The 23,751-nt window shown below is 55.2% G+C and carries 22 protein-coding genes; 8 read left to right on the top strand and 14 right to left on the bottom strand.

Annotation, left to right across the window (positions count from 1 at the left end; all coding sequences use genetic code 11):
* Positions 1-56: 56 nt before the first annotated feature.
* A complete protein-coding gene (locus PLD04_07015) occupies positions 57-890 on the bottom strand; it encodes a glycosyltransferase family 2 protein (GenBank protein ID HXK68080.1) in 834 nt (277 codons plus the stop codon).
* 111 nt (positions 891-1,001) lie between these two features.
* On the opposite strand from PLD04_07015, the gene PLD04_07010 reads away from it, so the two are divergent.
* Entirely contained in the window at positions 1,002-1,688 is a 687-nt protein-coding gene (locus tag PLD04_07010; protein HXK68079.1) for a hypothetical protein, read from the top strand.
* Between the two features lie 33 nt (positions 1,689-1,721).
* Here PLD04_07010 and PLD04_07005 read toward each other — a convergent pair whose 3' ends face one another.
* Entirely contained in the window at positions 1,722-2,471 is a 750-nt protein-coding gene (locus PLD04_07005) for an RDD family protein (GenBank protein HXK68078.1), read from the bottom strand.
* On the opposite strand from PLD04_07005, the gene PLD04_07000 reads away from it, so the two are divergent.
* Positions 2,470-2,649 (top strand): hypothetical protein, encoded by a 180-nt coding sequence (locus tag PLD04_07000; protein HXK68077.1) that lies wholly within the window; start codon positions 2,470-2,472, stop codon positions 2,647-2,649. The genes PLD04_07005 and PLD04_07000 overlap by 2 nt on opposite strands.
* A 50-nt stretch (positions 2,650-2,699) precedes the next feature.
* Here PLD04_07000 and PLD04_06995 read toward each other — a convergent pair whose 3' ends face one another.
* Positions 2,700-3,707 (bottom strand): mechanosensitive ion channel, encoded by a 1,008-nt coding sequence (locus tag PLD04_06995; protein ID HXK68076.1) that lies wholly within the window; start codon positions 3,705-3,707, stop codon positions 2,700-2,702.
* Positions 3,634-6,672: an ATP-binding protein gene (locus tag PLD04_06990; protein HXK68075.1), complete on the bottom strand. Its 3,039-nt coding sequence runs from the start codon at positions 6,670-6,672 to the stop codon at positions 3,634-3,636. The genes PLD04_06995 and PLD04_06990 overlap by 74 nt, the downstream gene beginning before the upstream one ends.
* An 83-nt stretch (positions 6,673-6,755) precedes the next feature.
* Here PLD04_06990 and PLD04_06985 point away from each other — a divergent pair, with 83 nt between their 5' ends.
* Entirely contained in the window at positions 6,756-7,697 is a 942-nt protein-coding gene (locus PLD04_06985; protein ID HXK68074.1) for an ROK family protein, read from the top strand.
* 50 nt (positions 7,698-7,747) lie between these two features.
* Here PLD04_06985 and PLD04_06980 read toward each other — a convergent pair whose 3' ends face one another.
* From PLD04_06980 to PLD04_06970, 3 genes are all read right to left on the bottom strand, one after another.
* Positions 7,748-8,155, bottom strand: a complete 408-nt coding sequence (locus PLD04_06980) for a hypothetical protein (GenBank protein HXK68073.1) — start codon at positions 8,153-8,155, stop codon at positions 7,748-7,750.
* Between the two features lie 84 nt (positions 8,156-8,239).
* Positions 8,240-9,388 carry a DUF4143 domain-containing protein gene (locus tag PLD04_06975; protein HXK68072.1) on the bottom strand — a complete coding sequence of 383 codons (1,149 nt, stop codon included), beginning with the start codon at positions 9,386-9,388 and terminating at the stop codon, positions 8,240-8,242.
* 175 nt (positions 9,389-9,563) lie between these two features.
* Positions 9,564-10,157, bottom strand: coding sequence for an isochorismatase family protein (locus tag PLD04_06970; GenBank protein HXK68071.1), 594 nt, complete (start codon positions 10,155-10,157; stop codon positions 9,564-9,566).
* Positions 10,158-10,206: 49 nt separating this feature from the next.
* Between PLD04_06970 and PLD04_06965 the strand changes: the two genes are divergently transcribed.
* Positions 10,207-11,895 (top strand): TonB-dependent receptor, encoded by a 1,689-nt coding sequence (locus PLD04_06965; GenBank protein ID HXK68070.1) that lies wholly within the window; start codon positions 10,207-10,209, stop codon positions 11,893-11,895.
* A gap of 43 nt (positions 11,896-11,938) precedes the next feature.
* Entirely contained in the window at positions 11,939-12,319 is a 381-nt protein-coding gene (locus PLD04_06960; protein HXK68069.1) for a CbiX/SirB N-terminal domain-containing protein, read from the top strand.
* An 18-nt stretch (positions 12,320-12,337) separates the two neighbouring features.
* Here the strand turns inward: PLD04_06960 and PLD04_06955 are convergent, their stop codons facing one another.
* From PLD04_06955 to gmd, 5 genes are all read right to left on the bottom strand, one after another.
* Positions 12,338-12,955, bottom strand: coding sequence for a DUF1579 domain-containing protein (locus tag PLD04_06955; protein ID HXK68068.1), 618 nt, complete (start codon positions 12,953-12,955; stop codon positions 12,338-12,340).
* Between the two features lie 89 nt (positions 12,956-13,044).
* Complete coding sequence (locus tag PLD04_06950; GenBank protein ID HXK68067.1) at positions 13,045-15,045, bottom strand: ATP-dependent helicase; 2,001 nt, start codon at positions 15,043-15,045, stop codon at positions 13,045-13,047.
* Positions 15,042-17,168, bottom strand: a complete 2,127-nt coding sequence (locus PLD04_06945; GenBank protein ID HXK68066.1) for a S9 family peptidase — start codon at positions 17,166-17,168, stop codon at positions 15,042-15,044. Before PLD04_06945 ends, PLD04_06950 begins: the two co-directional genes overlap by 4 nt.
* Positions 17,169-17,249: 81 nt before the next feature.
* Positions 17,250-17,975: a hypothetical protein gene (locus PLD04_06940; protein ID HXK68065.1), complete on the bottom strand. Its 726-nt coding sequence runs from the start codon at positions 17,973-17,975 to the stop codon at positions 17,250-17,252.
* The gene (gene gmd / locus PLD04_06935) at positions 17,941-18,909 is read right to left on the bottom strand and encodes a GDP-mannose 4,6-dehydratase (GenBank protein ID HXK68064.1); all 969 of its coding nucleotides are present in this window, start codon (positions 18,907-18,909) and stop codon (positions 17,941-17,943) included. Before gmd ends, PLD04_06940 begins: the two co-directional genes overlap by 35 nt.
* Before the next feature lie 91 nt (positions 18,910-19,000).
* Between gmd and PLD04_06930 the strand changes: the two genes are divergently transcribed.
* Positions 19,001-20,113, top strand: a complete 1,113-nt coding sequence (locus PLD04_06930) for a hypothetical protein (GenBank protein ID HXK68063.1) — start codon at positions 19,001-19,003, stop codon at positions 20,111-20,113.
* 15 nt (positions 20,114-20,128) lie between these two features.
* Here PLD04_06930 and PLD04_06925 read toward each other — a convergent pair whose 3' ends face one another.
* On the bottom strand, positions 20,129-20,869 hold the full coding sequence (locus PLD04_06925) for a PilZ domain-containing protein (protein ID HXK68062.1): 741 nt from the start codon (positions 20,867-20,869) through the stop codon (positions 20,129-20,131).
* Positions 20,870-20,976: 107 nt separating this feature from the next.
* On the opposite strand from PLD04_06925, the gene PLD04_06920 reads away from it, so the two are divergent.
* Together PLD04_06920 and PLD04_06915 are read left to right on the top strand one after the other, a co-directional pair.
* On the top strand, positions 20,977-21,825 hold the full coding sequence (locus PLD04_06920; protein HXK68061.1) for an SDR family oxidoreductase: 849 nt from the start codon (positions 20,977-20,979) through the stop codon (positions 21,823-21,825).
* Complete coding sequence (locus PLD04_06915) at positions 21,815-23,389, top strand: aldehyde dehydrogenase family protein (protein HXK68060.1); 1,575 nt, start codon at positions 21,815-21,817, stop codon at positions 23,387-23,389. The genes PLD04_06920 and PLD04_06915 overlap by 11 nt, the downstream gene beginning before the upstream one ends.
* Before the next feature lie 105 nt (positions 23,390-23,494).
* On the opposite strand, the gene PLD04_06910 is transcribed toward PLD04_06915, so the two are convergent.
* Positions 23,495-23,751 (bottom strand): dockerin type I repeat-containing protein (locus PLD04_06910; protein HXK68059.1); only part of this gene is annotated, 257 nt, incomplete at its 5' end.

Below are 23,751 nucleotides of genomic sequence, written 5' to 3'. Positions count from 1 at the left end.
TCCGATTGATGCCGATAAGAATTCTGAGGATGAATCTTCGGTCAGGAATAAGGGATTTACTCTTTCACTTCCCAGGTTGAATCGTCTTCGTCAAAGGGCGGAAGGGCCGGCTGGCGTCCGCGTTTCGCATTCTGGTAAAACTCCCAAAGAATGGCCCACTTGAGATAGGTCCCGAAGCTCTGGAGCATGCAGAAGACCAGACCGTGCATGCCATCCAGGAAGCCTCCCTGGAAGACGTACATTCTCAGGAATCGCCAGATAGGACGGATGAAGACTTCAAAGACACCCGCACGCTTTCTGGTCTTCCAACCCTGCCCCGCACCCCAGAAGCCATAGTTGACGATCCTGGGCAGATATTGATCAAAGGATTCGATCATATAGTGAATCAGGGAATACTTCAGGACCGTCGGCTTACACTCGGTCTTCATGTCGGCATGGACGCGCTTGTTGGGATATCGGCCCGCACCCCGCCTGATGAGGCGGACGACCCGGTCGTGCTGCCACCCGGAGAACCGAAGACGCTTATCCATGAAATAAACCTGCCGATTGACAATGTAGGCCTCGTTATCCGGTCCACGTTCCAGGAGACGGAGGATCTCGTCCCGGAGTTCAGGCGTTACACGTTCGTCGGCATCAATGATGAAAATCCATGGATGGGTTGTCTGATCCATTGCCCAGTTCTTCTGGGATGCCGCTCCGTAATAACGTCGCTCGAAGAGCTTGACCGTGGGATATTTCCTTACAATCTCCACCGTTCGATCCGTCGAGAAACTGTCCACGACAATGACTTCATCAGCCCAGAGGATCGATTCGATGCATTCCCCGATATTTTGTTCCTCGTTAAAGGTCGTAACCAGGGCGGATATAAGGGGACGAGATGGTTTCTCCATGCCCGTTACCTTACCACATTCACCTTGACTGCCGGAAGATGGGCGGAGCCTTACCGCTGCGTACAGGCTGTGCTATGATGAAGACAGCATCCAGACCAAAGGATGTAAATTATGCCGGGGGGCACTATGGTACAGGAAGAGCATCAACTGGGTGACTTCATCAAGGGTCGTCTTCAGTTTATCCAGGAGTACAGTGAAGGGAATGGTCTGGATCCAAAGAAGATGCTGGACAGGATTCACGAAGAATCTCTGACTCTTGCCGGAACAAAGGAGAGGGCCGATTTTCTGGAAAAACGGTTCTTTCGAGGGGCCGTCCTGGCCACCTCCTATCTGCCGGACTGGGTGGATAAGGTCCTCCTCGAGGCCATGACCCATGTTCTGAAAGGGCCTGACGCGCCTCTCTTTACCTCCTCCTCCCGGGATTCATGCATTCCCTTTGAGGCGGGCCGTTTCAACGCCCGCCGTCAGGCCAGGTCCGTCTTTCGGCTTCTCTATGCCGGAAAGACTCCCGACCACTGGATTGGAAGCACCTTCCGCGTTCTCTATCAGAAATGTTACGGTGAAGAAGCCGCGCGCGATCTGAAGATCGAACCCATCATGGACGGCCACTATCGCATCTCGGTCGATCACCACCATCTGGAAAAGGCCACACCCGTCGACTGCTCTACAATCGTGGGCTACCTCTATGGTTCACTGGAGGAACTGGGGGCGAAACGGATTCAGGTAGACCACACCGCCTGCGCCACAAGACCCGGAAGCGCCAAAAGAGCCTGTGTCTTTGAGGTTACCTGGGCCTGATTGATTTCGAGTTGCGTCCCCGATTCCGGGACCCTAATCTTCCACGACATGACGCATTGCCCTTAACACTACGGTGTTCGAAATTTTGTCGTGTGCCAGGCGCCGATTTGAATCCCGCCACAGATCAAGGAAGCCGAGTCCAAAGGTGCCCACGCTGGCCAGATATCCACCGAACCGTTCAAAACTTTCCCACAGGCTCAAGGGTTTTCCATCCAGACGTGCGACTCTGAGACCCAGTAATCTCTTCCCGAAGGTACCCGGTCGTCCTCCCATGGTCAGGAGGGTGAAATAGAGAGCGGAGAGGCCGTAGAGCGTGATTCCGCGAATCGTGTTGGGAATCAGACGCTGGACGTCGATCCTGATGTGACCGGGCAGGAGTGGTGGCGGGTTGCTTCCCACTGCAAGGGAAATATCGAAGTCGTAGAGCGACAGGATCTCTGCCGCTCTTTCAGGATCTTTGGCTTCCATGGCAGCCTTAACAGAGGCAGGAATTCCGGGTGCATCGATCTCGACCAGTATCGGAGCAAGGCAGGATAAAGCTGCAAGTCGTGCCGCCGGGTCCATCTGCTTCGAAACGATATCTTTCAGGGAACGGAAGGCGTCCGGATGAAAAATGGAAAGGGAAATGGCCGCAACGAGGAAGGTAATCAGCATTGTGGGAATCGCGAGCAGGGAACAATCGATGAAAAAAGCGGACAATCGACGGATGGGTGATGCCAGGGGCTGCGCCTTCAGGGTCGTGGAAACCTCAAGGACGGATAATTCAAACCCGCGGGAACTCATGCCCTGCACCGTTGCGGAGAACCGGCTCTTTCTGTCAGGTTTACGGATGGGCGGATTGGGTGATACGTTTTACGCATGTGACCTCCATGACCGGGGCCCGGAACAGGGACATCTTCGCCGGGCAATTCTGTTCCTCGATCTCTCTGCCGGGGACCATGGTACCACGATGGTCGTATGATGGGATGAAAACAATGCCGGAATAAAGAGTTTTACAGGGGTACAGCCTGGCTATGCCCGATTCACGGGTTCGAGCCGATCGGGAGAGACGAGTCCCTTCTGAATCAGCTCCTTCATCCCGACTTCCGTCATTTCAGTAAGAAAGGGAAACTCGAACCGGAGATCCAGAACATAGGCCTTGAGGGAAAGTTTCAGGATGGACCGGCCGTGGTGGACCTCGTTTCGAACTACGATAGCAATGGGTTTCCTCAAGTATGCGTAACGGGAAACCGCTGCCGTTCTCAGAAGGACATGTTTGACTGCAGGAAGATCGATATCGGCGGGCAGGTAGAAGGAAGCCACGACCTGGCAATGAGAGGCACCGGAATTGGCGTTGGAAACGGATTGGTTTACGATTTCCGCATTGGGTATGGAGACCGTGGAGTCATCGGGTGTGACGATTCTGACAGTGCGTAAACCGATGTGGATCACCTCTCCGTAGTGGTCTCCAACCTGGATCTTGTCGCCCACCTGGAAGGGGTGATCGAAAAGGATAACAATTCCCCCGAAAATGTTCTTGAGTATGTCCTGGGAGGCGAAGCCCACGGCAATGCCCGCCGAAGCGGTCAGAGCTACGAGGGTTTCGATCGGCGGAGCAAAGATACCCACAAGGGTAAAGTACAGAACAGCCGTCCATCCCACGATCCGAACGATTGGAATAAACCCCTTGATCGTCAGGCGAAACCGGGGCCACTGCTCAGCCAGAGATTCCAGAATCTTTGCGAGGTACCGGATAACAAGAAAGGCCAGGGTGAGAATGATTACGGCCCAGAAAATCTTTGCAAACGAGAGACTCCAGGGAATATCGGGTTTGGCGTTCTTCAGTGAATCCGCGATCGATCGGCTTTCAGAGGTCGTAGATGAGGAGTGAAGAACCGATGCGGCCAGGTTTGCGAACAGGAAGGAGAAATGGGAACATCGAAAGCTTAGAGTCATGGTCGGCGGCTCAATGGAGTACGTTCCTGGCCCGAAGGATGTGGATAACGGGCCGGTAAAGGAAAGGGTGAATTCGGTATCCACGGGGTGTCAAATCGAGGATACCGAAGTTGTGCATACGTGTAAGGAGGCTCTGGCTCTGTGAACGACCCTGATGGAAAATGAGGGCATGGTTCTCCGATGTGAGGGTTTCATGCTGGAGGAAGGCGGCAAGGGTAAAGATCTCCTCAGCGGGTAGATTCATCAGGAAGGAGTCGTCCAGGTCGATGACCGGGGAGACGCGAAGGACTCCGTCGGCAACCTCCCGGATCGCACGTAACCAGAAAAGGATAGCCACGCCAACGTTCCCTGCGGCCAGGGCGGACAGCTGGTCAATGAGGCCGGCAAGAAGGATGGACTGTCGCTCTTCCTTTGCTGAAGCCTGCTTCAGGGCCTTGAATTTTTTCACATCCTCCGGTTCGTCACAAACGATGCGAAATCCAGTGACACCATGACGACTCATGAGGATGGCTGAGAGCTCATCCCGATCAAAAACATCCAGTTCCAGCGCCTTATGAAAATAACTGGAGATATTGAGAACACGGTCAAGATATTCCCAGCTGTAAAGAGTGCAGGTAACGATCCAGAATACACGGGCCTGGGTTCGGGACATGAAGAGGAGGAAGTGTTCGAGTGTGTCGAGCCCGCTCACGGTCCGTAAAAACATATTCTGCAGATCCTCCACCGCTACGATGTACATGCGGTCCATACCCAGCAGTTCCTTCTCCAGCATGTCCAGAGAGTCAAAGGTAATATCGGGAAATGCCTCATGAAGAACCTGGAGAAGATCCTCTGGTTCAGGCAGGGTCCCGGTAAGACGAAGAACCCGCGCTCTCGCGGAAAGATGGGAACGATTCAGAAAGACATTGAGAAGCGTCGAACGCCCTGACCCCCGTTCTCCCACCACTGCCGTAGAGGAAAAATTTCCCTGCTTCCAGGTCTCCATCTGCGTGGTCAGGACGGTAAGTTCATGGTCTCTCCCCACAAAAAAACGTTCATCCTCCAGGGCTTCGAATCGGAAAACCCTCTGGTATACGAAGGGAAGAGCATCCAGTTTGCGTTGTGTCTCCCGCAGAAATCTGGAGAGCTCTTCTCCGATTCCGCCCTCCTTCCTTTGAAGACCCGTTATGGTCCGAAACCGACGGACTCCGGTTAGAAGGCCCTGTGTGATTTTATTTGCATGGTCCTTCCATGAGGCGGTTTTTGCCCGGACTCCTGCCACGATTCTGCGGAATCGTCTGGCCAGGGACGTAACGGCCCTGGCCTGAATCAGGCGAATCCGCATGGCACCCGCCCGGGTTTCCCTGCCCAGGTTGTCCAGCTCGTCAATGACACTCAGGATAAGGTCGGAAAGAGAGGTGTTCACCTCTTCTCCAAGTCTGGCTATGTCCCGGGTCTGGTCCTGCGCCAGGCCAAAGGCCCGCTTGAGTCCCTCCGCCGCAATCTTTCCCGATGTTTCTTTTCCCTGAACCTGCGTTCCGCTTTCCAGATGTCGAATCGCCGACTCCAGGGTGAAGGAGACAATATCATCGATTTCAGAAAGGTGGTTGAGGATGGTACTGATCCGGTCCCGTGTCACACTATGGAGTTCGTGAATATCCTGAATAAATGGACCATAAAACTCTTCCGTGGCCAGGGATCGAAGGGGAATATCGGTAATTTTTGAGGACGGTCCCGAATGGGAGATCTCCCGTGTCACAAAGATGGTGTGCCGGTCACGCAGTATTTCCGCCGCTTTCTCGATGCTTCTGGGAATGGAGCGGAGAAGACCGGGAAGAGATGACTCCACGATAGCATCCACGGCCCGGGGAAGGGGTTTATTCATAAGGAGGTTCAGGATTTCGGCTCTCTCCCTGCGAAGAACCTCTGCGAGGGTGTCGGTTCCATCGGTATGAGCCTGGATGCGTTCCATGACTGAAGGAAAAACTTCTGCCAGTGCGGACAGGTTGGGGAGAATTTTATTCTCGGTACGATCTCGAAACTCTTCCATGGTTTCAAGGGCAATCGCCAGGATCCGGAACTGAAGTGTGCGAATTTCCAGGTCCTTGGCCAGTTCTCCCAGATCGGCGGACAGGTGCGTTCTCCATTTTTGGGATGTCCGATTAAATTCACGATCGAGATCATGAAATACCTGCCCGGTTGAGTCAGAGGAGTAGGCTTCTGCGGGAAGCAGGACGGTGCCTGCCTCGATCCATGCCCGGTCCATGTCCTGAAGAAGTGCTTCCCTGTGGGTATAGAGGGAGTCGTGGGTTGCTCGAAGATCATTTTCATGCCGCTCCAGGCATGCCTCTACCCTTTTTCGAGCCGATTGAATGGATGGAATATCGAGAAGGGGAATCTCCTCGCTCTTTACAAAAGCTTCGGGGAGCCCAAGGTCCTCGAAAATGGTGTGGATCGTGTGCAGATCCTCCGAGACGATTTTCATGGCCTCAGTCCAGCGCAGGGCGATTTCCCGGGTCAGAGGTGCGAGGACAAAGTGGTGAAGATATTCGGAGGTGTAAAGTGTGCGTTCAAGTGCGGGTTCGTGGACCTCTTTTCTGCCGACGACGGTCAGCACCGCCCTCTTCAGACGATTTCCGGCCGATCCGATTCCAAGCTCGCACCGTCGGACTGCCTTGCGGAGCCTCCGGTTCCATGGGTCCTCCGGAACCTTCCGGTAAAGCTCTCGACTCTCTTCCAGAGTTATGATCTTTGGAAGATCCTGAAGCCATCCCTGGATTCGTTCCTGAAGATCTGAAGCAACCGATTGCCTCGTCATCCCTTCCGGGACCGGGTTTAATTTATCCATTTCAAGGAGCAGGTCTTCCAGAGTCCCGGCTGCTTTCCTGCAATGCTCAGGACTGAAGGAGGTGCCGCTACCCATGAGATTCTCAAAGGTGGTAAGGGCAGAATCCAGAAGGCGAAGGAGGTCCGAAGACCCCTCAGTGAACCGCCGGAGGACATCGGTCATGACCGTCGCGTGAAGCTGGGCGGCCTTCTGCTTGATGTCTTCGAGGATTCGGGTCGGCATCGTACCTCCGGGTTAAGATCCGGACCTATTATATCGCAGGGAAGACTGTGGCGCAGGGTGATTCGCTGTGCTATCGTTACATCATGGGTGCAACGACACTCGGTATCGACCTTGGGGCTACAAAAACAGCCTGTGCCATTGTGGATCCATCGGGAAATGTCCTCCACCGGGTCTCACTTCCCACGCGACCGGGCGAGGGTGTGGAGGGATGGCAGGAACGGCTCCAGGAGGCCCTTTTCGTGCCGTTGAGAGAATATTCTCCCGCATCGATGGGAATCGGTGTGGCCGGCCAGGTGTCGAAGGATGGAGTTCTCCTGAAGGGCCCAAATCTGGGATGGGAGGACATTCCTCTACAAACGTTGCTCTCCGATCAGTTTCAATTCGAAGTCGCTGTCGATAACGATGTGCGCGTGACGGCCCTGGGGGAATGGACCTATGGGGCGGGAAGAGGCTCCGATCCGATGCTCTTTCTCTCCCTGGGAACGGGAATCGGCGGGGGATGGATTCAGGGTGGAACCCTCATAAGAGGGGCGGGGAATACGGCAGGTGAGGTGGGCCATCAGATAGTCGTCACGGGGGGGCGGAAGTGTACCTGCGGGGGAAGGGGGTGCTGGGAAGCCTATGCCGGAGGGTGGGGGATCGCGTCGGGAGTCGTCCGCGCTTTGAGGCGCAAACCTGTTCTTTCTCCACGCCTCGCAGCTTGTCTTAAGGAAAAGGGAACGCTGGAGGCACGGGACATCGTCGCGGCCATGCGAAGGAAGGATCCCTTTGCGGTGCAAACCCTGGAAAAAGCAGAAGAATATCTTGTATCGGGCGCGGTGACCCTTGTCAACATTATGAATCCAGCCCGAATCGTGCTTGGAGGAGGACTGATTGGAGGAGTCCCCGAATGGGTCTCCTCCATAGAAAAGGGAGTTCGTCGTTACGCTCTGAACGCGGCGACCCGGGAGTTAACCATAACAGTTTCTTCCCTGGGCGCCGACGCCGCCGTCATCGGCGCCGCGGTCTTAGCACAACTGAAATAGGATTTTCCAAAGCCAATTGAACCGGGATGGTTACTTTTAAACCAATAATTTTAAGGACATTTGTGATTGATGCAGTAATTGGGATGTTCCTTGTTATCGATAAGTAGAATGTCTTCTTTACTGTTGTATGGTATCTCAAATTGTGACATGTAGAAATTCACGTAATCCTTTTCCCCCAATAATTTTTCTAATCGGGAACGGATGATGGGATCCATGTCCGATTCTGTGGCGATCTCATGTGTTTTTCTGTAATGATCGTAGAATATATCTTTCAATTTCTCCATGTTTTCTTTAACACTGGCTACCGCTCCTTTACGAACAACTACATAGTAAGTATTCAAACGCATCCTCCCCGTATCACTGTTGTATCTTCCATAGGCGGTATTTTGGAACGTAGCTATGTATATAAAAGAGTAACTGCACTTTTCGCTGATACATAACTCCTCGACCTGTGCCATGGAGCAACTAGTAAAAATCAAGCTGACGAAAAAAAATGGAGAATTCTATTCATGATCATCTACCTCCTGAGGATGTTGATGAAATCAATCCAGTTCTCCGGACCATAATTCTTCGATAAAGTCTCTGTAAGGAATAATTTCAACACCATGGATGGTTCTTCTGGAACTCTCACGACAGACGCAGATCTGGCGCCGGGTAGTATTTTCCTCCTTCAGTGCCAGAAGAGATTTGATATCTCTGGGTGAAACTGTTGAGGAGGCTTTCACTTCAATGGCGGTATGGTCACTCAGGAGAAAATCCACTTCGAATCCCGATGTGGAACGCCAGAAATAAAGTGGTTCATGCGTTCTGTAATCAGTATAACTGATCAGTTCGTGGAAGATATATGTTTCGAAAGCTTCTCCAAATTCTGTTGTTCCATCCGTATAGATGCGCCCTTGCAGCTGCCTGACGACGCCAGGATCAAAGAAATAATACTTGCTTGACGCGATCGGCTTTCTTTTCCTTGACTGTTTCCATGCAGGAAGTTCGTGAAGGATGAGGGTATCCTTGAGAATCTGGAAATATTCATGTACGGTAGTGCGCGGTACCTGGGCGTCGTTGGCAACCTTTGTGAAGTTAACAATGGTACTGTTGCAATGGGCGGCTACCTTTAAAAAGCGGCTGAATGCTGGGACGTTTCGGGTTGCACCCTCGGCCACTACTTCCTCCTGCAGATAGGTGCCGGTATATGCTTCAAGGTCCAAATCCGGCTCATCCGAAAAGTAATGGTTGGGCACCATGCCGTGGTTCAGTGCTCTGGTGAGCTCAAAATGCTTTCCAAGTTCCAGGGTTGTAAAGGGATGGAAACGAAGCATGCGTGCCCGGCCACCCAGGAGATTTACACCACCCCGTCGTAATTTTCTGGCACTGGAACCTGTTAGCAGAAAACGGATACCCTTTTCCTCAATTAGAAGATGTACCTCGTTAAGAAGTTCAGGGAGACGCTGAATCTCATCAATAATGATAAGGTTGTCCGATGGTCGGAGTTCTTGACGCAAGCGTTCCGGGGCTCTGCTAAGAAGTAGATAAGTTGAAGAATCAAGCAGGTTGTATATTTTTACCTCGGGGAGAGTATAGCGAATCAGCCAGCTTTTTCCAGTCTGTCTTGGTCCCAGCAAAAAGTACGATTTGCGTGCCAGCAGGGAAGGTAGATCGAGTGCCCTGGGTATATAATTCTGTCTGAAATTCATGATAAATGACCCCTTTGTCGTCATATATCATGACATATGACGACACTCTTGTCAAATATCATTATTTCTCGTGGATTCTCCACCCGATTGATATATCTTTGAATTCCTTTGTTCAGAACATGGATGCAGGAAGATTCTCCCGAAAATTGTGTGTGATTTTCTTCGGGAAGGATGTTTACTCTGTCAGCTGACCTTCCTTGAAGAGGTTGCTCATGGCTTTGAAGGCCGGGTGGTTCTTGTCGCGGGCCCATTCAAACCCCACCGATTCGTGGTTGGTGATGACGGCGCCGGCCTGGGCCATACGTTTCAGGGCATAGTCCCGGTATTCCTCTCCCCGGCCGCTCACGCATTCCCAGCAGACATGGACGTCGTGGCCCAGGTTCAATAGCTCGATCACCGTCTGCATGACGCACACGTGAGCTTCGATCCCCGCGACGACGATCTGCCTGCGTTTCGGATCCAGGCCCGGTCTGGCCTTTTGAAGAAGGACTTCGAACCCCGGGTCCCCGCAGCATCCCATGGACGTCTTGTCCAGATATCCGGTGGGGACTGAAAGGGTTTGAAAAACCTCCAGTACTTCTGGATGGGTGCCTCCCAGACCCTTCGGATACTGTTCCGTCAGGACGACGGGGACCTGGAATAGGTCGGCCAGTTTCATCAGCCGACAGGTCGAGCCGATGACCAGCCGGGGACGGTGGATCATCTCCATCAGTTTCCCCTGAAGGTCGATCACGGCGACGATGCTTCGCTCGGTCTGTAAGAGTTCCATCCGGGCACCTTCCTGTTTTGAGATCAAAAAGTATTGTATCATCCGGTCCATGTTCTTCCGGTGCGTCGCCTTATTATGGACTTTTTTCACAGTCGTTCCCCTCTTCTGCCAGTTTGGAACGACGGTAGAAGTCCGTGCTCCGGGGGAACCCGGTACCCTGGTGGTCGTGACACGGGAAGAGATCGAATCCTCACCGGCCGTGGATCTCCAGGGCCTTATAAACCTTTACCTTCCCGATGTTCTGTCTCTCCGGGCTCCCTTCGGTGTTCAGGCCGATCTTCAGGGGCGGGGTGCGGGGTACGAAGGGATCCGGGTGTACCTCGACGGCATCCCCCTCAACGATCCCCAGACCGGTCACTTTACCCTCGACCTGCCTGTGGATCTGGACAGTGTCGAGAGGGTGGAATATACCCCCGGAGGTTGGGCTTTTTCGCCGTCGGGGCCCATTCCGGGCGGAGCCGTACGGATCGTGACCCGATCCTCTGCGAGTCATGAAGCCCGTATCCTGGCGGGAGATCACAACCTTGCAATGGGGTATATGGAAACAGGATTCGCGGGGGAGAGCTTTTCTTCCGCTTTCTCCCTTTCACGAACCGTTCACGGGGGATGGAGCTATGGAACTGAGCTTTCAAGAGACGTGTTAGGGCTCCGGGGCCAAGCAGGGAAGTGGAAATGGATGGCCGGCATGGAGGATAAAAGCTTCGGTGCGCTGAACTTTTACACGACGGCCTATCCCTATCAGAAAGAATCCACGTCCACGACGGTCGGTTCTGTCTCAGGAACGATTCTCGGCGCCAACCTTCAGGTGTACACCCGCCGCCACACTGACGACTTCTTCCTGGACCGAAGAAATCCCGAAGGGTATCGAAACCGGCACACGACTTTGAGAACCGGTGCGAACCTGTCCGGCACGGAGCGATCCGTTGCATGGCAGATGTACGGGTTTTCCGAAAGCATAACCGACAGTCCCCTGGGTGACCACGACCGGAACCGCGCCGGGGGAACCCTGGCATGGACGCGGACGTTCGGAAAGAAAAATTTATCCCTTTCTCTCGGGCTGGAGGGAGGATCAGGAACCATGCTCCTCCTTCCTTCTCTGAGTGTCGAGCGCACTATGGATCTGATTTCCACCTCTTTTACCCTTCGCCGGGGAAGCCGGCTTCCCTCCTTTACGGAGCTCTATTACGCCAGTCCCGCTAACCTCGGGAACCCGAACCTTGAATCCCCGGACATGGTGGAAGCGGAGTGGAACGTGGCGGGAAAGAACTGGACCGTTTCCCTCTGGGGCCGTCACCACTCTGACGAGATTGAGTGGGTATCCGATGACGGCCGTGCAACTTTTCACGCCGTCAACCTGGAACCGTTCTTTTCTGCCGGCCTGGAATTCAGGATTCGGCTGGGCACCGTCACGGTTTTTGCCGCCGCCCGGGATGTCGACGCTCCCCTTCCCCCGGACCGGCTGAAGTACCTGTCCGACTACTCCGCCCTGGAGGCCGGGGGCCTGGTCCACTTTCGTTTCAGCCAGGTACGGGGAACTCTTTCGGCGCGCTGGGAGGATCCCGAAACACTGGACTCGCGGTTTCTGGCCGATCTTCGCGTTCTCTGCAACTGGAAGGACATCACGTTCTTTCTGGATATTCAAAACCTGACGAATACGTCCTACCAGGATCGCCTCGATATCGCGATGCCGGGCCGCTGGATCTCCTCCGGTCTGCAGATTCCTCTTACGGGGGAATGAGACATCCGAATCGTGCGTTTCCTTCCAGAAAGGAGATTCGATTATGAAAACTCTGCTGGTTCTCATGGCCCATGGAAGCCCCGATCCGCGCTGGAGGCAGCCTTTTGAAGATATGGACCGACACCTTGCTGAAATACTCGGAAGGGATCGTGTGACTTTGGCTTACATGGAGTTTGTTTCTCCAACCCTTCTGGAACGGGCCGAAGAAGCCCGAGCCCGGGGAATTGAACGACTCGTGATCTATCCGCTCTTCATGTCGGGAGGGGGCCACGTGTCCCGGGATATCCCGGGACAGGTTCTTGCCGTATCCTCCCGATACTCCGATCTGAAAATCGAGGTCCTTCCCCCCCTGGGAGAGGATCCCGTGATCCTGGATCTTGTGCTGTCGAAAGCCCGGACAGCCCTGGAAGATCCACTTGACTGACCGGGTTTCCTTAACCAGTTACCTGCGGGTGTAGAAAAGCTCCATGCTCTTGAATTCAGGAGTGTCCGGGTAAGTGGAGTAGGTTTCCATCACGATGGTATTCTTATCCTTCCACGTTGTGACGGTTCGGACGGCGACCTTCTGCTCGGTCACCGCGTCGTCCCAGATTCCCGTCTCCGTGCAAACTTTTCCGGCATCGTCACAGGTTCCCGAGGTGAGGTAAAACCCCGTTCCCATGGAATCAAACCAGATGCTGGTGTACTTCTTCGTGTAATTGTCGTATCCCAAAAGATTCCGGCCTTCGAAGGGCATTCCCATGAACGAACCGGTATAGGTCATCTGGAGGAAACGGTCGCCAAGGATCGAGGTGACTTCCGCCGTCGCCTCGCTCAGCTGGGGCTCGGTCCCCGGCTGCATCCATAATTTTGCCCTAACATTCCACGATCCCACAAAGCGTGCCATCTTCAGATGTTCGGGTCCCGGGGTCATGTAGGTCTGCCATTTTTCCATCATGGCCTGCTCTTCGGGGGACATCGCCGGCTGTCCCGGTTTTTCTTCCTGACCTGTAGCAAGGGCAAACGCGGCAAGGATGGTCAACAGTACGAATGCGGACAGGGTTCGAATCGTGCGGTTCATGGTCTCCTCCTGGGAGTCATTAAATGATACTGCGTATCAATATTCATCATATCACAGATAATTCATGAAGTTTCGGGATGGGGGCCGACTTACCAGCCGTAATCCTGAACAAGCTGAACCGGCTCCCAGAGGCGGGGGCTGACCTCGCCGATAAAGCGGGAAACCCTCTGGATTGTGTCCCGATTTCCCCGCTGGTGTCCCATCTGTGGGTAGGCCAGGACGAGCTCATCCCTGGCGCGTGTGCAGGCCACGTAGAAGAGCCTTCTCTCCTCCTCCTCTCCGTCGGGGCTTTTCAGGGCCCAGTGAGAGGGAAACTGGTGTTCCGCCAGACCGATCACGATGACGGCGTCCCATTCCAGGCCCTTCGCCTGGTGGACGGTGGAGAGGATGATGCGGTCCCCTTCCTTATCCCCTGCGGCCACATCCTCTCCCGAGAGCTCCGAAAGGAGGGCAAGTTCCCGGAGGAAATCCTCAATCGTCCCGTAGCGGGAGGCAAACTGGGCCATCTCTTCCAGGTCGTCCAGGCGCGCCTGGGCGTTGGGAAAGGTATGGACTGCGTAATCCCGGTACATGACCTCCACGATGGTCCGGATCGCCTCGGCCGGATCACCCTGGTGGCGAGGTCCCATGAGGTCCTTGACCAGTTCCTGGAAACGGGCGGCGGAGGCCTGACTGCGTTTGGGGGCTGCCTTGATGAAGTCGGATGAGATAGCCGCGCGCAGGGGATCCGAGGCTTTTGAAACATGGGCGTGGAGGAGCGCAGCCGTTCGATTTCCCACGGTTGGATACAACTTCAGCGCCCTCTTCCACGCCGGCTCGTCGGACGCGTTCACGGTGATCCGAAGGAAGGCCATGATGTCCTTGACGTGCTTCTGCTCGAAGAAGCGCATGCCGGAGCGGATTTCGTAAGGGATACCGCGCCGGGTGAACTCCAGCTGAACTTCCATGCTCTGAAAGTGGGACCGATAGAGGATGGCGATCGATTGGGGGTCCAGCCCCTCCTCCATCAGCTGAAGGATTTTCTGCGCGCAGAATTCAGCCTGAATATAGACATCGGGACAGGGAACGATCGTGACGGGAACCCCGCTGGATTCCCTCACGGGATGCAGTTCCTTTTCGAACTGCCGCTGATTGTGCCGGATGGAGTCGTTGGCGAAATTCAGAACCTCGGGTGTGGAGCGGTAGTTTGTTGTAAGGTAGAAGATTTTCGCGTCCCTGAACCGGTCAGGGAAGGTAATGATATTTTCGAAGTTTGCGCCCCGGAAGGAATAGATGCTCTGGGCGTCGTCACCCACCACCATCAGGTTGCGCTGAGGACCGACGAGGAGGTCGACCAGGTCGGCCTGAATCTTGTTTGTATCCTGGTATTCATCCACCAGGATGTGAAGGAAGTGGTTCTGGTAGTGGGTCCTGATTTCCTCATGTTCCAGAAGGCCGCGGAGCATGAGGCTCTGCAGGTCGTCGAAGTCAACCAGGTTTTCCGCGAGCTTTCGTTCGTTATAGGTGATGAGGACCTTCTGGATCTCCGTGAGCTGTGCCGTGAACTGGGGATATCGGTCGTGGACGAGTCCCTCCACGTCGACTTCGGTGTTGACGCTGAGGCTGTAGAGCTCCACGAGGACGTCCGTGGACACGAAACGCACCGGAAGGTTGGAATACCCGAGGTCTTCCACGATGGCATCCAGAAGGTCCTTGGTGTCCTCACGGTCCATGATGGAAAAATTGGGTTTCAGCCCAAGGGATTCCGCATGGCGGCGCAGGAAGAGGTTCCCCATGTGATGAAAGGTACCGCTCCAGCCCCGGGGACACTCCATGCCGCAGAGAGCTTCCACGCGCATGAGCATTTCCCGGGCCGCCTTATTGGTGAAGGTCAGGAGCAGAATCCGGTTCGGCGGTATCCCGTCCTCGATCAGGCGGGCCACCCGGTAGGTCAGCGTCCGTGTCTTTCCTGATCCCGCCCCGGCAATGACCAGCATCGGCCCGCCGGGAGCCATCACGACGTCATGCTGTTCGCTGTTCAGCTCCCCTGCATAGTTGACTCTGTAACTTTTCGGGCCCGAGTCCCGGGACAGCTTGAACGTCCGTGTCATGGAGCCTCGAGGTCCAGGCGTTTCCCGGTCTCGGTGTCAAAGACCCGGTTGGCAACGAAATCCTTCACGCTCCAGGGCGGGCCGTCCCCGCCCAGGTAGGTCTGGAACCATTCCAGGTGGGCCGTATAGTAGAGGATCATATCCCACCAGGACGGCCAGTGCCCCGAGTTCTTGAAGATGATGAGCCGTGAGGGCACGCCCTGCTTCTGGAGTGCCGTAAAGAGCTGGAGGCTCTGGGTGTAGGGAACCCGGAAATCCTTCTCCCCCGAGATCACCAGGGTTGGAGTTTTGAAACTGGAGGCATAGAAGGAGGGAGAGAAGGTCGCGTACTGCTCCGAATCCCAGGGTGTGCCCTTCAGGTCCCATTCGGGAAACCATAGCTCTTCGGTGGCCCCGTACATGGAGCGGAGGTCGTAGACCCCCATCATCGAGGCAAGGCACTGATAGCGGTCGGTGTGTCCCAGGATCCAGTCCATCATGTAGCCGCCGTAGGACCATCCCATGGCTCCGATCCGTTCGGCGTCAACGTAGGGCAGGGAGGCCAGGTAATCGGTCACCTTCAAGACGTCTTCGTACACCTTTCCGCCCCAGTCTCCCGAAATTTCCGCGCAGTATTCCTGCCCGTAACCGGTGGATCCGTGAGGATTGGGGAAGGCGACGATGTATCCGGCGCCCGGGTAGACCTGCCAGTCGCCGCGGAAGGAGTCCTGCCACATCATCTGCGGACCGCCATGAACGTTAAGAATCAGGGGGTATTTCTTCGATGGATCGAAGCCGTGGGGTTTTACGAGAAAAACCTGAAGCTCTTTTCCGTCGGCTCCCTTGATCCACATACGCTCTGCGGGGCGGACATCCACTTCCTGAAGGAGCCTTTCACTGAAGGAAGTCAGCCGTTTGGGTGCGGTGTCTTTCTTGAGGTCCTTTACATAAATTTCAGTGGGTTCTCCCACGGAACGGTGAATATAGAAAAGATGAGTTTCGGAAGGATCCAGGATAAAGCTGTCGATAGCCTCATGGGTAAAGATCTTTGTGAACTTTACGGATTCGATGTCTACCCTGTAAAAGGGGGTGTCACCCTCCACCTGCGCCGTGGCATAAAGCTCCCTTCCGTCCTTTGACCATTCCACGTGGTTGATCCAGTTGTCAAAAGAATCGAGATCGGTGAGAAGCCGGACCTTCTTTGATGCCAGGTCCAGGATGGCCAGGCGAAAGAGGTCCGCTTCATATCCGGGAATCGTCTGGGTCAGAAAGGCCAGACGCGTGCCGTCGGGAGAAATTACGGGTTGTCCGTCATAGGCCGGATTCGTTGTAAGCCTTTGCGCTTTCATGGTTTCAGGATCCTTCAGGCCGATCCGCCAGATGTCCACGTTGGTAGACTCTGCGGGATTATCGACCCGCTTGGAGGTGAAGTAGAACGCAGAGCCATCGGGAGTGAACCCGTAACGCGATCCCCCGAGTGAAAATTCAGGCGAGTCCCAGTCTCCGGGGGTCAGGTCAGTCAGACCTCCCTCCATATCGATGCGGATGAGATGGGTCCGCTTTCCGTCCTTCCAGTCGTCCCAGTGGCGGTAGAGAAGGCTGTCGGCCAGGTGGGCCTGAGAGGGACCTTCATCCGCGTCTTTCTTCCGCTTGTCATTGCATTCGGCTGTGGGACCGCATTCGGGATAGAGGTCTGAAGCCACCACGATGAATCGTCCATCGGGCGACCAGACCGGGTCGGAGGCGCCAAAAGTCAGTTTTGCCAGGCACCGTGCTTCACCTCCGGAACGTGGAATCACGTAGAGCTGAGTGGATTTTTCTCTTGTCGAGGTGAATGCCAGAGTCTTTCCGTCTGGGGACCAGCGGGGAGTTCGATCCAGGGCTTCACCCGAAGTGAATTTTCTGAGGTTACTTCCATCGGTATTCATGAGCCAGATCGCCGAAGTTCTCTTTGCGCGGGGAAGGTCATATTCCGATACGGTAAAGGCCAGTTCCGTACCGTCGGGGGAGATCTGAAGGTCCGAAAGGTACTGGATGGAATAGAGGTCGGGAATCGTGAAGGCCCGTTTTTCCGCGGCCTGGAGGGTACAGGCAGCGATCAGGCTGAAGGCCAGAAAAAGCAGGGTGAATCGATGGTTTCGCATGGGTGGTCTCCTTTCTACAGCACGTTACGGAAAGGGTTGTGAACTTTGATTATATCAAATAAAACGGCATATTTTTCTGGTTCAGGGTAAGGATAATCCATGAAACGAAGCAAGAAGCCTGTGCCATCCGGGAGCCAGAATGATCTTCATAAGAACGTCCAGGACCGTACCGCCCATTCCCAGCCAGAGCCAGCGGGAGGGGGGAAGAGAATCGATCTTTTTTGTCAGCCGCAGAAAAACAGCGGAGAGATAGACTCCCAGGGCCAGGTAGGAGGCGACACGGATCAGTGCCCAGGGATGCCAGGCCAGGATCCAGCCGATCCATCCGGTCCCGGACGATGCCGCGTAGGTCGCGACATAGACGTTCATGTAATTGAGAAGATAGGCGCCGGCGACAAGCCCCAGGAGTCCCGCGGAACCCACGGTGGCCGCGGAAAAGAGGCCCAGGTGAAGTGCGTGCTGGGGCAGAAAGGCGGAGGGAGTCGATTCCCTGCCGGTCCCCGTTTCCATCCATTCCATCATTTCGACTCGATAGGCACGTCCGTTCAGAATCGATGCGTCGGCTTCCCGGGGTGCCAGAGTCGTGAAAATCAGAACGGTAAGGGTCCCGGAAAGGGCCCAGAGGACCGAAAGACGAAACGCGGACCCGAAATGTCCCCTGAGGAGGGTCCGGATAAAGGCGGGGTAGAAAAGGAGTGCCGCGGCGAAGGGAAAAAGCAGAGGAGCGTTCGTCAGTCGGGTGAAAGCAAGGGCGGCCGGGAAGGCGGCAACGCTAGCGGGAATGACCCAGATCTTTGAGATCGGCATCCACCATCATCCTGACCAGCTCGGGAAAGGAAACCCGGGGTGTCCAGCCCAGTCGGCTGCGGATTTTCGAGGCATCGCCCACAAGGAGTTCCACATCGGCGGGACGAAGGAGGCCCGGGTCGGTACGAACGTGGTCCTCCCAGTTCAGGTCGACATGAGAGAAGGCCTCTGCACAGAATTCCCTCACCGAATGAGTTTCCCCCGTTGCGACCACATAGTCCTCTGGAGTGTCGGCCTGGAGCATCTTCCAGATGGCTTCCACGTAATCCCCCGCGTAGCCCCAGTCTCTTTTTGCATCGAGATTTCCCAGGGTAAGGGTGGATTGAAGACCCGATTTGATTCTCGCCACGGCATGGGAAATCTTCCGGGTCACGAATTCCAGGCCCCTGCGGGGAGACTCGTGGTTGAACAGGATCCCGGAACAGGTAAACATGTTGTAGGATTCACGGTAATTCACAGTGATGAGATGCGCATAGACCTTAGAAACCCCGTAAGGAGAGCGGGGATGGAAAGGCGTTGTCTCATTTTGCGGGACTCGATCCACCTTCCCGAACATCTCCGAGGAGGATGCCTGGTAAAACCGGACCGGTCTTCCATTTCCGCGGATGGCTTCAAGAAGCCGGACAGGGCCGAGGGCCGTGATATCCGCCGTCAGGACCGGCTGGTTCCACGATGTCGGAACGAAGGACTGGGCGGCCAGGTTGTACACTTCGTCGGGCTGGATCGCCTTCAGTGCCTGGAGAAGCGAAGCCAGGTCGGTCAAATCTCCCGAAACCAGCTCAATGGAATCGACAAGGTGTTCGATCCGGTCCAGACGGCTGTGGGACGTGCGGCGAATAAGCCCGAACACCTCATAGTCTTTTTCCAGCAGGAATTCGGCAAGGTAGGAACCGTCCTGGCCCGTGATCCCCGTGATAAAGGCTTTGCGTTTCATGAATTTATCATAGCAGAAGCAGGAGAGATCGATGCGGGGACGATCATCTTCTTCTTTCCCGGGTTGTCCATCCGTGGTACATTGTGGGTCAATGACGAAGGACGATTCGAGAACCCGATCCTCTGAACATCTCTTTCGATGCAGGGGCTGCGGAGCCCAATTTGCCTTCGATCCCGCTTCGGGAACCCTGACCTGCCCCTTCTGCGCGCAGCAGCAGGTGATCGATTCCCCCGACGGGGCCAACATCGAGGAACTTGACTTCGAGGACTTTCTCTCGAAGGAAGAGACACAGGAAACGGTTGAGGCACAAACCATCCAGTGTCGGGCCTGCGGCGCTTCTTCCACCCACGACCCGAAGCTGACCTCCCTATCCTGTCCCTTCTGCGGAACCCATATCGTGGAGGAAGGGAAAACTCAAAAGCTGATTCAGCCGCGGTCTCTGCTCCCCTTCAAAGTTACACGCGATCAGGCGGTCAAATCCTTTCGAACCTGGCTTCGCGGCCTCTGGTTTGCCCCTTCTCGGCTGAAACGGGATGTGCACTACCCCCAGGCTCTTCAGGGTCTCTACACGCCTTTCTGGACGTACGATGCCGACACGACATCTCTCTATAAGGGACAGAGGGGAGACGATTACTGGGAGAATGAATCCTATTCCACGACGGAGGGGGGGCGGACCGTTCATAAGACACGCCGTGTACGAAAGACGCGCTGGTCATCGGTTTCCGGAACCGTGCGAAAGGCCTTCAATGATACGCTGGTGCCGGCAAGCCGGTCTCTTCCCGAACGGCTGGCGTGGAAGCTCACCACGTGGAATCTAAACCAGCTGGTTCCTTTTTCCCCCGATTATCTGAGCGGATTCAAGGCGGAAACCTATACCGTTACCCTGAGCGAGGGATTTGACCAGGCCCGGGAGGTGATGGATGGAGCGATCCGTGAGGCGATCCGGAACGATATCGGCGGAGATCATCAGAGAATCCAAGACGTCAAAACACGATATGACGACGTGACCTTCAAGCACATCCTGCTCCCCATCTGGATCAGCTCCTATAAGTTCGGAGAGAAGGTTTACCGGTTTCTGGTCAACGGTCAGACGGCGGAAATCCGGGCGGAGCGGCCCTGGAGCTGGGTGAAGATCGCCGGTGCTGTTCTGTTTGTGATCGCAGTGATTCTTCTTATCTTTGCTGTTACGGGAGCTTTTAAGTAAAGGGAATCCTGGAAATCAGGGGGCGGGTTCCCTAAGGGAATGGACGAAGGCCTCCAGTTTTTTCCTGTCATTCTTTTCCATATCAAAAAACTCGATGCCGGTATCAAAGGATAGGGGACGACTGTCGGAAACTTCCCCGCTGTAGGCAATTCGTCCCATAAAGGTCACGTGGTCCCCGTTTCCAGGAAAGATGAGTTCCATCTTGAATCGCTCTTCGGGAACAAAAGCCTGGTCCGATACGATCAGCATTCCCCCGATGCTGAGCTTTTTTACCTGGTAAATCTTATGGTGATCCAGGATCGTGGCTGATTCCATCCCCAGAATTTTGACACGAAGACCCTGGAGTCGGACATGGAACTGGTGCTCCGCTACGTTGCGCTCCATGAAATCAACAAGATCGGCTCCCGTTCCTGTAAGAACATCTTTGAAACGAACGCCCGCTTCGTAGGTTGGAAATTTGTTACCCTTTTCATCCATGCGAAGGTAGGCCACCCGTTCCCATACAACGTTTCCTTTCAGGACCAGTTCCCGATCCTGACATTCGATACGCAGTGTGTATTCGGATCCGATGTTCAGCCGGGTCATTGTGGAAATAAAGGCACCACCCAGGCTGATATTGATCAGCCGCGCCTCTGCCGTAATGAGCATCTTACATTGAACGTCGAGCCCCTCGACGACAAACCTCTGGTGTCGGCGCCGTTCGGCTGCGCTGTCCCCCAAATCGGGGTTTTTCGGTTTCTTCTTTCGAACCACCATGCCCGAATCCACGATACCACAAAAAACCCTTTCGGCGCAACGAGAATCAGCCGAAACCGGAGGGGCTGGGGTATAATCAGGCCATCGAAGGTTGACAGGGAGGTCCCATGACAGATCTTTCCGGATCCCACGTACTGATTACCGGCGCCGCGAGCGGGATTGGACGGAGCCTGGCCCGGTTCTGCGCCCGGCACGCGTCCAGTGTCATTCTTTGGGATATCGACGGAAGAGCCCTTGAAGAGGCGGCAGTCGAGATTTCCGCGGAGGGAGGACAGGCCCATCCTTATACTGTCGATGTTTCAAACAGGGAGGCTGTCTACTCGGCGGCTTCTACGGTACGGAAAGAGGTGGGAGACGTCCGAATCCTTGTGAACAACGCAGGAGTGGTCACGGGAAAGTCCTTTCTGGATTGCTCCGATTCGGAAATCCAGAAAACGATGGAAGTAAATTCCCTGGCTCACTTCTGGACGGTCAAGGCCTTTCTGCCGTCCATGATCGAGGCCGATGGGGGCCATATTGTAACGATTGCATCAGCGGCGGGATTGATGGGCGTAGCCCGTCTGGCTGACTATTCCTCCAGCAAGTTCGCCAATGTGGGATTTCACGAAGCCCTGCAGCAGGAACTGAGACTTCGTAATTCTCCGATCCGGATGACCCTTGTCTGTCCCTACTTTATCAACACGGGGATGTTTGAAGGAGTCCGCACCCGGATTCCCTTTCTCCTTCCCATCCTGGGCCAGGAGAAGGTCGCAAAGAGAATTTACAAGGCCATCCGCTCCAACCGAAAGAGGCTCTTCATGCCCTGGCTGGTATACACGGTCGGTCCACTTCGAATCTTTCCCGTGGTAGTCTTCAACCTGGTTGCCGATATCCTGGGGGTTCATCACACAATGGACGCCTTTCTGGGTCGAACCGATCCTGCACGATCCGAACCGGGAGCTCGTCATGAATCATGAACCCGCCGTTACCCTTTCGAAAGATCCTGCCACCGGAGAAGTTATCGGGAACTCCCCCCTCCATTCAACGGACGAAGTGAAAGAGGCGGTGGCCGCCTCCCGTACAGCTCAGGAGCGGTGGCGAACCATGCCTCTCCGGCATCGTGTGGCGGCCATGAAGAGGGTGAGAAAAATCCTCCTGGAGAGGGCCGATGAGCTGGCTGAAATCATTGCCAGAGATAACGGAAAGACCCGGATCGATGCCCTGGCAACGGAAGTCCTGCCCGCCGCCATGGCGTTAAGCTATTACTGCCGGAAGGCAGGGGCCTTTCTTACAGTCAGAAAGCCGTGGCCCTCCACGCTGGTTCTGGCCAACAAACGATCCCTGGAGCTTCGCGTTCCCTGGGGGGTGGTCGCCATAATCTCCCCTTGGAATTATCCCTTCAGCATACCCTTTTCCGAAGTGGTCATGGCTCTCCTCGCGGGCAACGGGGTGCTCCTGAAAACCGCGACGGAAACTCAGCAGGTTGGCCTGGCTCTCCGGGCCCTGTTCGATGAGGCCGGCCTTCCCGGGGGCCTCTTTCACTTCGTCAACCTGCCCGGGCGGGAAGCGGGGCAGGCTCTTTTGGGTGCAGGGGTCGACAAGCTTTTCTTCACGGGCTCCGTACGGGCCGGCAAGGAACTCATGGCCCTGGCGGCGCAGACCCTGACTCCGGTCTGCCTGGAACTCGGCGGCAATGACGCCATGATTGTCTGTGAGGATGCGGATCTGGAGAGAGCCGCGGCGGGGGCGGTCTGGGCCGGATTTCAAAACGCGGGCCAGTCGTGCGGAGGGGTCGAGAGAATTTATGTCCATGAGAGCGTGTACGACACCTTCCTTTCGTCGCTGAAGCGCCGGACCGAGGCCCTCCGTGTGGGGAGGGATGTTGATTTCACCACAGACATGGGAGTTATGACGACCCTCCGGCAGGCGGAACTGGTTGAAAGCCATGTGGAGGACGCATTGAAAAAGGGAGCGAAGGTCTATGCCCGATCCCGGTGTCCGTCGAAGGAAGAGATGCCCCACGCTCTTCCCGCCATGGTCCTCACCGACGTGACCCACGAAATGGACGTGATGAAGGATGAGACCTTCGGTCCTGTCCTTGGCGTGATGAAGGTTCGGGACATGGAGGAAGCCGTATCCCTTGCCAATGATTCCTACCTGGGCCTGACGGGATCGGTCTGGTCAAAGAACCGGGGCAAGGCCCGAAAGATTGCACGAAAGATACGGGCCGGGGTCGTCACCATCAACGACCACCTGATGAGCCATGGCCTGGCGGAGACGTCGTGGGGCGGATTCAAGGAGTCCGGGATCGGCCGGACCCATGGCAAGCTGGGTTTCGACGAAATGACGCAGTCGATGACGATCGTCGACGACTGGCTCTCCTTTACACGAAAGGACCTCTGGTGGCATCCCTTTTCCCATGGAATCTATCAAGGACTCAAAGGGATTCTTCATCTCCTCTATGGTCCGGGCCTCCTGAAGCGAATTTCGGGAGGGTGGGCCATGATGAAGATCCTTCCCCGCATCTTCCGCACGAAGTAACATTCATCTGGATTGCAGAAAAGAACAAAGCGAAGTCAGATATACACTCAACGATAAAAGCATCCATGCACAAAGAGTAAGCGTTGCAAGATCTACGCCGGTGGTTTACAGGCAATTGTCATGGGCTGTGCAGGAGGGCAGGAATCCCGCCGGAAGCCCCGGACAGTTGCCGACGGTGCACATGAGGACGTAGGCGGCGTCTAGGCTGGAAACGAGACCGTTTTCATTCACGTCTGCCAGGCATTGCTGGACGGGGTCTAGACTGATCAAGCCTACGACGGCCTGGAGGATGAGACTCGCATCTAACGCGGAGATCTGTCCGTTCAGGTTCACATCACCCAGGTTGCTCAGGCAGTCCACGA

The organism is Thermoanaerobaculia bacterium (assembly GCA_035593605.1).
Classification (GTDB): Bacteria; Acidobacteriota; Thermoanaerobaculia; order UBA2201; family DAOSWS01; genus DAOSWS01.
This window is presented reverse-complemented; position numbering and strand designations above follow the sequence as displayed.